Genomic DNA, 13,231 nt, shown 5'->3' on the forward strand with positions numbered 1-13,231 from the left:
AATGAGAGATAATACTATAGGTAACTGGTGTAAAATTGCATTGTTCAATTTAACACTTGTAGCATTATATGGCGTATTAATGCGTTACAAAATTGCCTTTGATTTTCCTTTATTTGAACAAAAGAACCTACTGCATGCACACTCTCATTTTGCGTTTAGCGGTTGGATAAATCATTTACTATATTTTGGGCTTTTTCTGATTATTAAAGATCGGACAGACGTAATTAAGCAAAAAAAATATAAACTAATTATAGCTGCTAATTTAGTTTCTGCTTTTGGTATGCTGATTTTCTTTACCAGGCAAGCATACGGCAATATTTCTATTGTTTTCTCAACACTTTCAATCATCATAGCCCTAGTATATGCCTGGTTGTTTATCAGAGATACCCAAACACTATCTTCTCAATTACCAGCGAGGGCATGGGCAGTAGCCGGATTACTGTTGAATATCGTTTCAGCTGTTGGTCCCCTTTCGTTGGGATACATGATGGCTACAAAGCATATCCAACAGGATATTTACCTGGCTTCGGTATATTACTATCTGCATTTTCAGTATAATGGCTGGTTTTTCTTTGGGTTAATGGCTTTAGTTATTCATAGTCTGCCAAAAATTGATACAGCTTTCCAACGATATTTTCGTTGGTTTTTAATGACCATTATCCCTACATTTCTACTTTCTGTACTTTGGGTAAAATTGCCTGTGTGGCTTTATTCGATAGCTGTTTTTGCGGCACTGGCTCAATTGATTGTTTGGCTGGTAATGTTGGCTAAAATTAATTGCATTTTTGGAGAAAAGCGTACCAATGTTCCTAAACCAGTAGTATTGTTGTTTTATATTTCGGCAATTGCTATTACTCTCAAGTTTGTGCTCCAGACGATTTCAGTTGTTCCTCAGCTTAGCCATTTTGTTTTTGGGATGCGATCTATAGTTATTGCGTATTTGCATCTGGTGTTACTAGGTGGTTTTTCCCTGTTTTTTATAGGCTATATGTTTGCCAATAAGTGGATGTATTTGAATAAAATAGCTAAAGTCACCATCTGTTTATTTGTAATTGGAGTTATTGCCAACGAAGTTTTCTTAGGAATACAAAGTGTTGCATCTTTCTTCCTGGTGTTGATCCCCTATATAAACGAATCGCTTTTTGCAACTGCTATAATATTGTTTGGCGGAGCTTTAGGAATGTTTCTTTCGCAAATATTATCAGAATCACAGATTTAAAAAGGATTGCCTGATTACACAGATTTGCCTTACGTGATGGTTTCTATAATGGATACCAGTTTCCGTGTAATCATTTAATCTGTATCATCCGTGATTTAGACGAATAAAAAAGATTAACTTTAATATTGTAAGGTAGGTTTTTTTACTTTTTGCATGACTATCAATTTAAAATATAAAGATATAACAGAAAAAATTATTGGAGCTTCTTTTGAAGTTCATAAGTTTCTGGGAAACGGTTTTCAGGAAGTAATCTATCAGCGAGCATTGACTTATGAAATGCATAAGATAGGTTTAGAGTTCGCAAGAGAAGTAGACCAATATATTTACTATAAAGAATTGGAAGAACCTATAGGTACCCGAAGAGCGGACTTTGTCGTATGCGGAAAAGTACTAGTAGAATTGAAGGCAATTATACAATTAGAGGATGTACATTTAGCTCAAATCCTAAATTATTTAAAAGCTTATAAATTAGAAGTAGGGCTGCTTGTCAACTTTGGAAGTAAAAGTTTAACTTTTAAAAGAGTAGTGTTGTAGTCGTTGGAATCACGGATTTAAAAAGATTATCGGATTACTCAGATTTTGATTGGCATAGTGTTTTGCTATGCAGGTTTCCGTGAAATCATTTAATCAGCCTGTCATCCGTGATTCAGACATTTCCCTTTTTCAACTGTTCTTGCATAACTGATGCAATGCCTTTGGCGTGTGTTTTCATTTTTTCTGCATTTGCTCCTTTATAATGTTTATCTATGGTTTGGTAGAAAATCTTCAGCCATCTTTCAAAATGTACCAATTCTGTTTTTTGTTTCTGATAAATACCTTTATGTGTTTCGAGAGGATTACCTTCATAATCACCCGTAAAGAAAAGCACATTCTCCCAAAAATCAGCCATGGCAATCAAATGCTTTGGCCAGTCTACCTGTATTACTTCTGTAAAAAAAAAACTAAGTGTTTTGTCAGTTTTAATTTTATCGTAAAATAGGTTGATAACATTTTCTATATCTTGTCTGCTCCTGATATCCATTGTTATTCGTTATTCGAAGTTCGTTGCTCGTTTTTCGATAGTTGTTGTTTGTTATTCGATAGACGATAAACGACAAACAATAAACGAAGAACGACACGAGTGATTAAAGATCTTTTTTCTGGAACTTTCTGGTCGAAAACCATAATGGAACAATAACCCATAATGCTAAAACTATAAAAGTAATGATGCTTCCAGCAGCTCCGGCAAAGCTTTGTTTAAAGACAGCGCTTGTAGCACCCATTAAAGCAGAAATATCCATTTTTAAAAGCGTGACAATTCTTGCCAGATCAATAGGATTTAAGATGCTAAGTGCTACAATCAGTTTCTCTAATGGGTATTCCAGTAATTGAAATAACAAGAAAAGGACTAATCCATCGAACAATATAGAGAAATACATCCAGATCATCAGCGATACACCAATTCCTTTAGCTTTATCTTTGATATAAACAGAAGATAATAAGGCTATGGAAACAAAGATTACTGAAAGGAATAGTCCGGTAATTAACAAAGTGATTCCGGTAGTATTGAAAGCAAAAATGAGAATAGGAATTCCACAACCTATACCGAATGCCAATATGAATGCCGATGCAAGACCAAAAAAGATACTTAGCCACAGTGTTTTTCTTTTTATAGGTTGTGCAGAAAGTAATTCTATAAATTCCGTTGCATTATAAACGTAAATGGTAGAAAAAATAATACTGATGATAGGTACTATAATTAGATTTAAGGTTAGTAAACTGGCCATACTTTTTTCAACTACATTTTCCATCATAAATAAACCCATGGAAAAGCAGAAAAGAAAAAGAGTATAGGCAATAATTATTTTGCTGTTTAAAATATCCAGCATCACGTATTTAATTACTTTTTTCATCTGTTTATTTATTTTAAAGTATAAGATGTTTAGTATCAATAAACTGACTTAGTTAGTTCAGTATGTCACTTTAGATTTTAGCTCCTCGCTTTCGTTCTTGTGCTTCTGCCACTTCATTAAACATTATTTTTTTAAACTCTGTGGTTAGCTAACTTATGCTTTCTCTAATTTTAATTTCATTAAATGCGGAATGGCCTCAGACAGCCGGGATTTTTGTGTGTCTTCTTTCAATTGATGGATAGACTTATCAAAAATGACTTCTCCTTCTTCCATATAAATAATCTGACTAACGATATCGTCCAGTTCACTTAGGATGTGTGAAGTAATCAATATCAATTTTCCCTTTTCCTTTTCGGTCCGTATCTTTTCTTTTAATAAAAAGGATGATAGAGGATCTAATCCGGCTGTGGGTTCATCCAGAATCAAAATAGGTGAGTTAAACAGAAATGCAAGATGAGCACTTACTTTTTGTCTTGTGCCTCCCGACAGTGTTCCCATTTTCTTGTCTAGGATATCTTTTAGCTTGAAACCTTCATATAACTCTTCATCCATATTTTGGGTCTCACTGCCTCTTAAGTCAGTTATCATTTCCAATACCTGACCAACCCTCATATTTTCAGGATAGCGACCTATTTGAGGCATATATCCAATTAGCTTTCTGTATTGCCACTGGTTACTGATTTCAATCCCATTTATCGAAATTTTACCAGAGTCGGGAATAACCATTCCCAATATGGTTTTAATTAATGTAGTTTTACCACACGCGTTAGCTCCTATCAGAGCGATAATATTGTCACCTCCGAGATCAAGATTTATATTCTTGAGGACCTCAAATTTTCCAAATGCTTTGTTGATGCCTTCTATTCCTATCATTTTTTATTTAGTTGTTAGGTGGTTAGTTAGTGCTTTTAACTTTCTACTCTTAATCTCAACCTTAATCTTTCCACTCAACCTATTTTTCCCATTCTTGGTTTATTATCTTTTAGACTTTCGGGAGTTAAATTAGGAAACATGGTCTCCGCCTTATCCATCAGTTTGACAAAAAAACTTCGGAATAACATTAAAGCACCGGGGTTCCTTTGAATAATCATCGAATAAAATGTGGCCGGTCTGTGTGGTATATCGCCATATCCATCTCTGTCCAGGTCATAACCTTCATATTTATCCCAATAGTTCTCGTCAAAATACTTCATCACCAGATTACCATTAGTAGCTACATCAAAAGTATTACCTATAAAATTGTTCAGGCTGATGTATGCATCGCTGCAACTGGTTTGTATTTGTAAGGCCCATCCGTTTTTTTCGAACCTATTTTTGATCATTTTAATACGATTTGCTCCTTCAGCAAAAACAGCTATGGTATTGTTTTGGAATATATTATTCTCAATATGGCTGTCCATGATTTCTTTCAACAAGAGGCCATATGCTGCATTCCCCCAATTTTCGGCAAAGGTGTTATTATACATCTTTACCCGTTTGCTGTACATAACGGCTACACCAGCACCATTTTTTTTGATAATATTATGGTTGTAGATATCATCATGAGAAAACATAAAATGTAATCCATAGCGTTTATTGCCAATGCTTTGATTATTCTCTATTTTAGATTTTGTGACAAACTCGAAATAAATACCATCCCTATGTCCTGATACATGATTATTAGCGATTTTGAGGTGATTGCTTTTCCAACAATGTATGCCATTTGCAGCAGGTTTACCTTTAATATTTCCCGATTGAAGTTGATTATTCTCGAAGGTGCAAAAGCTGGAATTCATGCAATGTATGCCGAAAAAATTATCCTGAAAACGGCAATTACGTACAATAACGTTTTTTGAATTCTGGATTTTTAATGCAGCCACATCCATGTAACTGGAACTTCCCGAATTTTTAAATAAAATACCATCTATCAATACCGCATCACTTTCTATCAATAAATTTTCATACTTATTTTCACCATCAATAACTGGAAGGGATTCTCCGATAAGTACAATCTTTTTATTGATTTTCAGATTGCCTTCGCGGTATACACCTGTTTTTATTAAAATGGTATCTCCATCTTGTGCCTCTTGTAAAGCCTTGGTTATACTCTTAAACCCCGATTGACTGGATACAATCAGTTTCCGCGCTTTTACATCTTCTGTAAAACAGAGGACTAAAAAAATAATAATTAATGATGCTGTGCTAAATAATCGTCCCATTTCATTTCGGTTCCTGAATAATTTTCCTGAATTTTTGTTTTTTCCTGAGTATTTTCAAAAGCTGCGATATTAGATCCCATTGGACTTTTTAGCTGTTCCGAGAAAAATAGATAGCTATGTTTTGCGGGAATCAGCTTTTGGGGATTTGAGAAATCTACAAGCCATAATCCTGCTATATCTTCGTCTTTTACCTGTTCGTTTTCTATAAATCCCTTGATACAGTGAATGTCATCAAACTTGAAAATCCTACCTTTTTTAGTAACCAGTTCGGCGCCATAGCGTTGATCGCTGATGGTCATTTTACAAAAGTCGCAATTGTCTACTCCAAATTGTATTGGCTGCGGTTTTGTACTGCAAGAAGAAAGAACAAATAGTGCCGAAATAAATAGAAAATAACCTGTTTTAAATATGTGCCTGAACATTTTTTCCTGAGTTTGTAATTTCCTTGAATAGTAAAAATACCAGAGATAATCCTACACCTAACATAATCCAACCACCTGTACTGGGAATAGAAAAGGCTTCGAAATTGAGCAATTGCTTAAATCCGATTAAAGGAGGTTGATAGCTCATGCCGGGTACCTGTATTGGTGCCTTTGGATCAAGGTTATGACCATAGTCGTATTCCCAGATGTAGAAGTCAACCATCGCAACAATAGCGAAAAGAAAAAATAACGTTGCCCATGATGTAAAGAACCACCTTTTGTTAATTACAGCTGTCAGCAAACCCAACAAAGAGAATGTGGCGAAAATATAAGGTAGGACGGTAAACTCCACAAAATCATTTGCATGCAAAGTTCGCATGCCTATGTAATGATTTAATCCATTGATAATTTCTACATCACCTGATAATTTATTGGCATGGATATGCATTGACAATCCCTCTGGGTATTGCGGGGCTTTTAGCTCGATCTTCCATATAGGTACAAAAATGACTATTGCCAGTGCTATTCCACAGATAGCGGAGAGTATTTTTGTGATCTGCAACAGACCCGTTTTTTTCTTTTCTACTTGGTTCATTTTCTTTTGCTTATCGGGATTTACATATATCAGAGCTTTGATAGCTGGAGTTTTCTGGAAACCAGGCTGATTTTTGTTTGCTACAATTAACGTGTTGTTACAAATGTTTGATAATAAGATTGCTTCGATTCCTCGCAATGACGAAGCTGTTTGTCATTGCGAGGAGGTACGACGTGGCAATCTCTCCAACGTCTTTCATATTGTTTGCCCATTGAGTTTGTTGGCTCAATCTGAGTGTTAATCAATTCAGTGGTCCCGGAGCTTTTTCACCCGTACCATATCTTAGCGGAGTATTACTTCCGGCAGGAGATACTCTGATATAGCCAGACATTTCCTGATGTAGCGCACTACAAAAGTCGCTACAGTAAAAAGGAGTAATGCCTGTTTTTTTAGGAATCCATTTTAAGGTTTGTGTTTCACCCGGCATTACCAATAGTTCGGCATTATTAGCTCCTTTTATGGCAAATCCATGAGGTAAATCCCAGTCTTGTTCTAAATTGGTTACGTGAAAATAAACCTCGTCTCCAATTCTGATGCCTTCAATATTATCAGGAGTCAGGTGACTTCTTATCAATGTCATGTAAACATGTACCTTATTTCCATCTCTGGTAATTTTAGTCTGATCTTCACCTTTTGCAACATACGGATGTTGATTTTCTTCGATTTTATAGAATTTCAAAGAATTATCCTTGATGATACTTGCAGGAATGATCTGACTATAATGCGGTTCCCCAATGGTAGGAAAGTCTAATAATAGCTGCATTTTGTCTCCTGAAATATCATATAACTGAGCACTTTGTGTAAGTTCAGGTCCGGTAGGCAAATAGCGGTCTTTGGTAATTTTGTTATAAGCGACTACATATTTTCCATAAGGTTTTTTCGTGTCTCCGCCCGGCACAGTTAAGTGTCCGATAGAGTAATAAGTCGGTACTCTGTCCAATATCTGCAATGATTTTACATTCCATTTTACAATTTCAGAAGAAACGAAGAAAGATGTATAAGCATTTCCTTTATCGTCAAATTCTGTATGTAAAGGACCCAAACCTGGTTTTTCTACTTCTCCATGTAATACTGATTCGTATTTTAAGACATTAAATCCATCGTATTCGCCATCAAAGTCTTTGTTTTCGATAGCTTTTTTGATTTTTGAAAATGCAAATACAGGCAGTAAAGCAGCCAGTTTACCACTTCCAACAATAAATTCACCTGATGGATCAACATCTGTCCCATGTGGTGATTTTGGACAAGGGATAAAGTAACACACATCTTTCAATTGGTCTGGAGTAAGTACCAACACTTCGTTTTTAATTTCGGATGTTGCAGAATGCTTATGTTCATCCCATTTATTGTGTGCATATTTTACCTGTTTCTTTTTCCCTTTACCAGCTTTAATCATTTCTTCGGCTTTTTTCCAATTTACAGCCATAATAAAGTCTTTGTCCCTTTGGGAAGCATTGACTTCTAAGAGTGTATAAGCTTTTTCTGTGTTGTAAGTAGAAAAGAAAAACCATCCACTGCTTGGTCCTTTACCGCTATGACTTAAGTCGAAGTTTAATGCTGGAACCTCCAGTTGAAAAGCAATATTCATATCGCCTTTATCTTTATCTACACTAATAAAGCTGATAGTTCCTTTAAAGTTATCTTTATAGGTATGAATAGGGTATTCTACACCATCATCAGGAACACTGAAGCGAGTTCCTGCAACCACGTATTCTGTGTTTTCAGTTAAGAAAGGGGAAGAGTGGTTGCCAGCACTATTAGGTAGTTCCAGTATCTCAACGGTTTTAAAGGTTTTAAGATCTAGCCTGGCTACTCTGGGTGTGTTATTTCCATTTACAAATACCCAGCGACCGTCCATTTCACCATTGGTCTGTGAAATCTGTACATGGTGCAAATCATCGTAAGGAACAAATCCGTAAGAAGTATTCAGCATAGGAATGGTTTCTTCGCTATATCCGTAACCAGTTTCAGGGTTTTGCGAGAATACAGGAAGTACTTTTAATAATCTGCCAGAAGGAAAACCGTAAACAGATAATTGACCACTGAATCCTCCAGAAACGAATCCATAGAACTCGTCGTATTGCCCAGGGGCCACATAAACTTTAGAGGCGGCATCGCTATTTACTGCATCTCCCGCTCCTTTTGGTTTACATGCTGCCATCAGAAGGAGGACAGACAAGATATAAAGTATTGTTCTGTTTTTTAACATTACAGTAAGGTTAAAGGGTTATTCGATACTATTATTTTATACCATCGTTTTGACGCATGTACTCTACTATGCTTCTGGCCTCATCATCAGACAGATTCTGATTTGGCATACGTACCAGACATATTTCCAGTTGTGCCTGTAGTTCAGGATCTTTATCTATCATCTGATCAGGATTGGTAATAAAGTTCATGATCCATGGCAGACTTCTGCGTTCGGTAACACCTTTCCAGCCTGGTCCAACCAGTTTTTCCCCAGTTTGTTTATGGCAGGAGTTGCATTTGGTGGCAGCAATAGCTTTTCCCCGAGCCGCCAAAGTAGCGTCTAGTGGTCCGGCTTTCACGTTGGAATCATTAAACTTTCCTTCTCCTCTGGAAGGATCGTAATCAGGTTTACCCGTTGTAGATGTAGCTTGTTCAGCCACGGTGTTTTTTGATTCCGAGGTAGTATTGCCCCCGCCACAAGAACCAATTAATAAAACAGTAGCCAACAAAATAGCGGTTGTGATAATTGTCCTGTTCATTATTATATCAATTAAATTAAATTATGACTCAAATGTACTGGAGATATTTTCTTTGGTTTATGATTGTAATCACAACAACTAATGAAAGCTTTTGTTTGTGTAGTATTTATTTTTTGGAAATTTTATAATTAATTAGTTTTAAATCTGTCTTTTTTAATTAATGTGAAGTGTGGACAAAAGTTATTCTATCTCATCAACACTTTTATTGGAGTGATGTCTCAATCTTTGATGTTTGGCTTCTCCAATCCGTTGCCTGGTATAAATGCTGTTATGACCAGAAAGCAGATAGGAAACTACACAAGCAATAGCAACGTAAATTCCACATTCTACTCCAAATAGTTCTATCCCCATTAGCATACACGCCAAAGGAGTGTTGGTGGCACCAGCGAAAACAGCAACAAAACCCATTCCTGCCAATAAACTAAACGGAAGTGGTAAAAAGAAGGAAAGAGCGCTACCTAAAGTTGCACCGATAAAGAAAAGAGGAGTTACCTCGCCTCCCTTAAAACCGGCGGAAAGGGTAACAATAGTGAATGCCATTTTTAGTGCAAAGTCAGATAACGGAGCTTGTTGTTCAAAAGATTCTAAAATAACAGGAATGCCTAAACCAATATATCGGGTTGTTCCTAAAGCTAGGACTGCCAGTGCGACAATAAAACCACCAAGTACAGGTCGGAGAGGAGCGTATTTGATTTTTGTTTTAAATAAAGCGCTGGCCCAATGTATTGTTTTACTAAAAGTAGCCGCACATATACCAAATGCGATTCCAGCTATGATACTATATACTATTGGCAGTAATTCTATTTTTGGAACAATAGATATATGGTAATGCGTATGTTCAACATTCCAAATATTGGTAGCCCAGTCAGCAAGAATTGCCGCCGCAAATGCAGGGAAAATAGCATTATAACGTATGCGCCCTATTAGAAAAACCTCAAGTCCGAAAACTGCTCCGGCCAGCGGTGTTCCAAAAACAGATCCGAAACCTGCCGAAATTGCGGCTATCAGCAATATTTTTCGGTCTTCGGAATTTAGTTTTAAAGGCTTGCTAAACTGGTCAGCAATAGAACCAGCCATCTGTATGGCAGTCCCCTCCCGACCAGCCGATCCTCCGAAAAAGTGAGTAGCTATAGTTCCCAAATAAACTAAAGGAGCCATTCGGAAGGGAATAATCTTATCAGGATTATGTATATTGTCTATCAACAGGTTGTTGCCGGCTTCTACATTTTTACCAAAATAATGGTATAGTAAACCACTAAAGAAACCACTTACAGGTAATAAGGCTATGATCCATTTGTGAGATTCTCTAAACTCAGTTACCCAATTTAAAGACTTAAGAAATAATGCAGAAGCTGTCCCTATACATAGGCCAATAATCAGGCTTATCAATAACCATTTAAATATGTAAGGTACGCCTGGGAATTTTCTAAAGAAGCTTCTGAGTTTTATTCCAGTTTTTTGGCTTAATGTTCTTTTGCTAGTTGACATAACTATCCTGACTAATATATTTATATTTTTCATTAATCAGGCGTCATCAGCTTAAAAAGCGGTTGGGTAAGGAAGAACACCATTTCCTTTTGATTATGCAGAGAGGAAGGGATTCGAACCCTCGATACGGTTACCCGTATACTACCTTTCCAGGGTAGCTCCTTCAACCACTCGGACACCTCTCTGTTTGCTGGGCTGCAAATGTAATTATAATTGCACTAAAAAAAAATCGATATTAATTTTTAAAACATTTTTATTAAATAGCACTTATTTAGTGAACTGAAATAAAGCTTATGGATACTTCTATGAAACAACCGCCCTTTTATCAAAAATTGGCAATGGTACTTGTGGCATTAATAGCGTTGGTGTACATTGCGGTTCTGGGAAAGGAAGTACTATCACCTTTAATTTTTTCCTTCCTGTTTGCTATACTTCTTTATCCACTGTGCAGGTTTTTCGAAAAAAGATGCAAGCTTCCTAGAGGACTGGCCAGCATTTTATCCGTAATCGTCTTTCTAGGGATTATTTTGGGAATATTTTATTTGCTGGGAACTCAATTCAGATCTTTAAGCGAAGATTGGCCGCAATTTAAGGAGCAGGTAATTTATGCTATTGACAGTTCGCAGGACTGGGTAGCAAAGACTTTCAATATCGACAGATCCCATCAGCTTAATTACTTAACAGATGCTGCGAAGAAATTATTGTCATCATCGACGGTGGTTATTGGTGCAACGGTACTTTCTATATCATCAATATTGTTGTTTTTAGTTTTTACTTTTATCTATACTTTTTTTATTCTATTGTACAGAACACTTATTGTTGATTTCCTTACAGCAGTTTTTAAAGAAAAACATCTAAATATAGTTCATGAAGTTTTAGAGCAAGTTCAGTATATTATCCGTAAATACCTGATAGGTTTAATGATTCAGATAGTAATCGTTAGTACGATTACCTGTTTGGTGCTGTGGCTTATCGGAATTAAATATGCTTTTTTATTGGGGCTTTTAACCGGTATAATAAATATCATACCGTATATTGGTATTTTTACTGCTATGTTGTTAAGTGCATTGATCACTTTCGCTACAACGGCTACTTTCTCAAAAGCGCTGATAGTTATAGTTGCTTTAATAGGTATCCATGCTTTAGACAGTAATATTCTCTTGCCAACAGTAGTAGGGTCGAAGGTGAAAATAAATGCTTTCGTAACTGTCTTAGGTGTTTTTATTGGTGAAATGATTTGGGGAATTCCGGGTATGTTTTTGTCTATTCCGATAATTGCTGTAATGAAGATAGTCTTTGATAGGGTAGACGAACTGAAGCCATGGGGAATGCTACTTGGTGAAGAAACGAAGAAGTAATAAAAGAGTATTGAAAATAAAAATTGAAATTTTATAAATAATCCAAACTTCGGTCTTCTATCTTTCGACTTGACATCTTGGTACCTAATCAATGTTGAATGTTCGATTTTTAATGTTGAATGAAGTTATATACCTGGAGGTTATCCATTATTTGTTGAGCAGTTAACAAGGCATAGCCACCGAGTCTTGATACTTTATGCTACATTTGAGTCTTGATTCTTTGGAAACCCTTATAAAATGAAATACGAAGCTTATTTATTTGATTTAAACGGAACAATTATTGACGACATGCATTTTCATGCAAGAGCATGGGAAAGTATTTTAAATAAAGATTTGGGCGCAAATCTGACATATGATGAAGTAGTGTTACAGATGTACGGTAAAAATGCAGAACTTTTGGAGAGGGTATTTGGAAAAGGCCATTTCACTCAGGAAGAAATGGACCGTATTTCTTTGGATAAAGAAAAAAGATATCAGGACGAATTTCGCCCCCATCTGAAATTGATAGATGGATTGGATATGTTTCTGGAGAAAGCATATCAGGCCGGAATAAAAATGGCAATTGGGTCAGCAGCCATCCCCTTTAATATAGATTTTGTTCTGGATAATTTGAATTTAAGGAAGTATTTTGGTGCCATAGTAAGTGCAGATGACGTACATAAAAGTAAACCAGATCCCGAAACTTTTACCAAAGCCGCAGAACAATTAGATATCCCATTCGAAAGGTGTTTGGTATTTGAAGATGCACCAAAAGGGATTGAAGCAGCTCAAAATGCAACAATGGATGCCTTGTGTATCACTACATTACATCCTGAAGAAGATTTTAAGCAATACAACAATGTTGTGAAGTTTATTGCAGATTATCGAGGTTTACCACTTTTGTAGACTAAATTAACTGCGTAAATATCAATTTAAACGGCTTTTCTACTCAGAAAAGCCGTTTGTGTTTATAATGAATTTTGTCATTCAAATGTATTTGTTTATTCTTTTATATGTAAATATGATAATATGTTCATATATTTGAATATGGAAATTAAATTATCCCCGGAAAAATTAGAGAAAGCTGCTTTTATCTTAAAAACCGTAGCCCATCCGATCAGGCTTAAGGTGATAGAATTATTGTCTGGAACTACGAAGATGAGCGTTAATGAACTTTGTGTCGCTCTGGATTGTGAGCAATCTTTGGTTTCCCATCATTTAAATAATATGAGGCTGAAAGGTTTATTGTCTGCGGAAAAACAAGGTGTACAGGTGTTTTATTCTTTGAAAGAAAAGGAGCTTGTCGGCTTATTAGAATGTATAGAGAAATGTAATTGTAATATGTAGTTGC

14 protein-coding genes, 1 tRNA gene and 1 riboswitch are annotated in these 13,231 nt (G+C 36.0%); of the genes, 5 read left to right on the forward strand and 10 right to left on the reverse strand.

All coding sequences use genetic code 11. From position 1 onward, the window contains the following. Window position 1 precedes the first annotated feature (1 nt). Together PEDSA_RS18265 and PEDSA_RS18270 are read left to right on the forward strand one after the other, a co-directional pair. Complete coding sequence (locus PEDSA_RS18265; RefSeq protein WP_013634651.1) at window positions 2–1,219, forward strand: hypothetical protein; 1,218 nt, start codon at window positions 2–4, stop codon at window positions 1,217–1,219. 153 nt (window positions 1,220–1,372) lie between these two features. Continuing rightward, complete coding sequence (locus PEDSA_RS18270; protein WP_013634652.1) at window positions 1,373–1,753, forward strand: GxxExxY protein; 381 nt, start codon at window positions 1,373–1,375, stop codon at window positions 1,751–1,753. Between the two features lie 112 nt (window positions 1,754–1,865). On the opposite strand, the gene PEDSA_RS18275 is transcribed toward PEDSA_RS18270, so the two are convergent. From PEDSA_RS18275 to PEDSA_RS18320, 10 genes are all read right to left on the reverse strand, one after another. After that, window positions 1,866–2,240: a group III truncated hemoglobin gene (locus PEDSA_RS18275; RefSeq protein ID WP_013634653.1), complete on the reverse strand. Its 375-nt coding sequence runs from the start codon at window positions 2,238–2,240 to the stop codon at window positions 1,866–1,868. 103 nt (window positions 2,241–2,343) lie between these two features. Continuing rightward, on the reverse strand, window positions 2,344–3,111 hold the full coding sequence (locus PEDSA_RS18280) for an ABC-2 transporter permease (RefSeq protein WP_013634654.1): 768 nt from the start codon (window positions 3,109–3,111) through the stop codon (window positions 2,344–2,346). Window positions 3,112–3,264: 153 nt separating this feature from the next. Further along, entirely contained in the window at window positions 3,265–3,984 is a 720-nt protein-coding gene (locus tag PEDSA_RS18285; RefSeq protein WP_013634655.1) for an ABC transporter ATP-binding protein, read from the reverse strand. Between the two features lie 74 nt (window positions 3,985–4,058). After that, window positions 4,059–5,309: a nitrous oxide reductase family maturation protein NosD gene (nosD, locus tag PEDSA_RS18290; protein WP_013634656.1), complete on the reverse strand. Its 1,251-nt coding sequence runs from the start codon at window positions 5,307–5,309 to the stop codon at window positions 4,059–4,061. Further along, window positions 5,279–5,731, reverse strand: coding sequence for a nitrous oxide reductase accessory protein NosL (locus PEDSA_RS18295; protein WP_013634657.1), 453 nt, complete (start codon window positions 5,729–5,731; stop codon window positions 5,279–5,281). Before PEDSA_RS18295 ends, nosD begins: the two co-directional genes overlap by 31 nt. Further along, window positions 5,712–6,326 carry a hypothetical protein gene (locus PEDSA_RS18300; RefSeq protein WP_013634658.1) on the reverse strand — a complete coding sequence of 205 codons (615 nt, stop codon included), beginning with the start codon at window positions 6,324–6,326 and terminating at the stop codon, window positions 5,712–5,714. The genes PEDSA_RS18295 and PEDSA_RS18300 overlap by 20 nt, the downstream gene beginning before the upstream one ends. Window positions 6,327–6,567: 241 nt before the next feature. Next, window positions 6,568–8,535, reverse strand: coding sequence for a Sec-dependent nitrous-oxide reductase (gene nosZ, locus PEDSA_RS18305; RefSeq protein WP_013634659.1), 1,968 nt, complete (start codon window positions 8,533–8,535; stop codon window positions 6,568–6,570). A gap of 31 nt (window positions 8,536–8,566) precedes the next feature. After that, window positions 8,567–9,055 (reverse strand): c-type cytochrome, encoded by a 489-nt coding sequence (locus tag PEDSA_RS18310; protein WP_013634660.1) that lies wholly within the window; start codon window positions 9,053–9,055, stop codon window positions 8,567–8,569. 180 nt (window positions 9,056–9,235) lie between these two features. After that, window positions 9,236–10,543: a voltage-gated chloride channel family protein gene (locus PEDSA_RS18315; protein ID WP_013634661.1), complete on the reverse strand. Its 1,308-nt coding sequence runs from the start codon at window positions 10,541–10,543 to the stop codon at window positions 9,236–9,238. 30 nt (window positions 10,544–10,573) lie between these two features. Beyond that, window positions 10,574–10,639: riboswitch (Fluoride riboswitch) on the reverse strand. Between the two features lie 2 nt (window positions 10,640–10,641). Continuing rightward, window positions 10,642–10,728 (reverse strand) — tRNA-Ser (locus PEDSA_RS18320). A gap of 120 nt (window positions 10,729–10,848) precedes the next feature. Here PEDSA_RS18320 and PEDSA_RS18325 point away from each other — a divergent pair. The 3 genes from PEDSA_RS18325 to PEDSA_RS18335 all read left to right on the forward strand — a co-directional run bounded on the left by PEDSA_RS18325 (window position 10,849) and on the right by PEDSA_RS18335 (window position 13,227). Continuing rightward, window positions 10,849–11,901 (forward strand): AI-2E family transporter, encoded by a 1,053-nt coding sequence (locus PEDSA_RS18325; protein WP_245546785.1) that lies wholly within the window; start codon window positions 10,849–10,851, stop codon window positions 11,899–11,901. Window positions 11,902–12,138: 237 nt separating this feature from the next. Continuing rightward, complete coding sequence (locus PEDSA_RS18330) at window positions 12,139–12,786, forward strand: HAD family hydrolase (protein ID WP_013634663.1); 648 nt, start codon at window positions 12,139–12,141, stop codon at window positions 12,784–12,786. 141 nt (window positions 12,787–12,927) lie between these two features. Further along, window positions 12,928–13,227, forward strand: coding sequence for an ArsR/SmtB family transcription factor (locus PEDSA_RS18335; RefSeq protein WP_218916226.1), 300 nt, complete (start codon window positions 12,928–12,930; stop codon window positions 13,225–13,227). Window positions 13,228–13,231: the final 4 nt, after the last annotated feature.

The organism is Pseudopedobacter saltans DSM 12145, from assembly GCF_000190735.1.
Classification (GTDB): Bacteria; Bacteroidota; Bacteroidia; order Sphingobacteriales; family Sphingobacteriaceae; genus Pseudopedobacter; species Pseudopedobacter saltans.

What these genes read in the sequence shown, in the direction of transcription:
- PEDSA_RS18265 (WP_013634651.1), top strand. Translation starts at nt 2, where the DNA reads ATGAGAGATAATACTATAGGTAACTGGTGTAAAATTGCATTGTTCAAT.
- PEDSA_RS18270 (WP_013634652.1), top strand. Translation starts at nt 1,373, where the DNA reads ATGACTATCAATTTAAAATATAAAGATATAACAGAAAAAATTATTGGA.
- PEDSA_RS18275 (WP_013634653.1), bottom strand. Translation starts at nt 2,240, where the DNA reads ATGGATATCAGGAGCAGACAAGATATAGAAAATGTTATCAACCTATTT.
- PEDSA_RS18280 (WP_013634654.1), bottom strand. Translation starts at nt 3,111, where the DNA reads ATGAAAAAAGTAATTAAATACGTGATGCTGGATATTTTAAACAGCAAA.
- PEDSA_RS18285 (WP_013634655.1), bottom strand. Translation starts at nt 3,984, where the DNA reads ATGATAGGAATAGAAGGCATCAACAAAGCATTTGGAAAATTTGAGGTC.
- nosD (WP_013634656.1), bottom strand. Translation starts at nt 5,309, where the DNA reads ATGGGACGATTATTTAGCACAGCATCATTAATTATTATTTTTTTAGTC.
- PEDSA_RS18295 (WP_013634657.1), bottom strand. Translation starts at nt 5,731, where the DNA reads ATGTTCAGGCACATATTTAAAACAGGTTATTTTCTATTTATTTCGGCA.
- PEDSA_RS18300 (WP_013634658.1), bottom strand. Translation starts at nt 6,326, where the DNA reads ATGAACCAAGTAGAAAAGAAAAAAACGGGTCTGTTGCAGATCACAAAA.
- nosZ (WP_013634659.1), bottom strand. Translation starts at nt 8,535, where the DNA reads ATGTTAAAAAACAGAACAATACTTTATATCTTGTCTGTCCTCCTTCTG.
- PEDSA_RS18310 (WP_013634660.1), bottom strand. Translation starts at nt 9,055, where the DNA reads ATGAACAGGACAATTATCACAACCGCTATTTTGTTGGCTACTGTTTTA.
- PEDSA_RS18315 (WP_013634661.1), bottom strand. Translation starts at nt 10,543, where the DNA reads ATGTCAACTAGCAAAAGAACATTAAGCCAAAAAACTGGAATAAAACTC.
- PEDSA_RS18325 (WP_245546785.1), top strand. Translation starts at nt 10,849, where the DNA reads ATGAAACAACCGCCCTTTTATCAAAAATTGGCAATGGTACTTGTGGCA.
- PEDSA_RS18330 (WP_013634663.1), top strand. Translation starts at nt 12,139, where the DNA reads ATGAAATACGAAGCTTATTTATTTGATTTAAACGGAACAATTATTGAC.
- PEDSA_RS18335 (WP_218916226.1), top strand. Translation starts at nt 12,928, where the DNA reads ATGGAAATTAAATTATCCCCGGAAAAATTAGAGAAAGCTGCTTTTATC.